The organism is Bradyrhizobium sp. NBAIM08, assembly GCF_020193935.1.
Taxonomy (GTDB): domain Bacteria; phylum Pseudomonadota; class Alphaproteobacteria; order Rhizobiales; family Xanthobacteraceae; genus Bradyrhizobium; species Bradyrhizobium yuanmingense.
The window spans coordinates 1-440 of the sequence record NZ_JADYVR010000434.1 but is presented as its reverse complement, the minus strand read 5'-3'; the positions used below and the strand labels follow the sequence as shown (position 1 = coordinate 440).

The 440-nt window shown below is 67.7% G+C and carries 1 protein-coding gene; it reads right to left on the bottom strand.

Features of this window, described 5'->3' with window-relative positions:
• Positions 1–360 (bottom strand): aldo/keto reductase (locus I6F37_RS40285; protein ID WP_225154420.1); only part of this gene is annotated, 360 nt, incomplete at its 3' end.
• Between the last annotated feature and the right edge of the window lie 80 nt (positions 361–440).

Below are 440 nucleotides of genomic sequence, written 5' to 3'. Positions count from 1 at the left end.
CTCCTCGACGGCGATGGTGATCCCCCGGCGGCCGCTCTGGCTGCGCTCCCAGGGGAACATCGGCTGGCCGTCGACGCTCGGACCGGGCGGCCCGAACTTGGTGGCGATGAGCACGTCGTCGCGGCACGAGGCGAGGGCCTTGCCGAGGATCTCCTCCGATCGACCCCAACCGGAGGGATCGGTGTCGTTGAAGTAGTCGCGGCCGTACTCGTCGGAGGTGTCGAAGTAGTTGATCCCGGCCTCGACGGCCTCCTTGACGATCTGCACGCCTGTCGCCTCGTCGCAGGCCGAGGTGCCCAGCTGGTTGCAGCCCAGGCCCACGACGGACACCCGCAGGCTGCCGATCGACCGCTGTTCCATGTGCACGCTCGCTTTCGTTCGTTGGATGTCTTCACGACCGCTCAGCTACGGGCGAACCGCTCGTAGGACGGTGGGTAGGC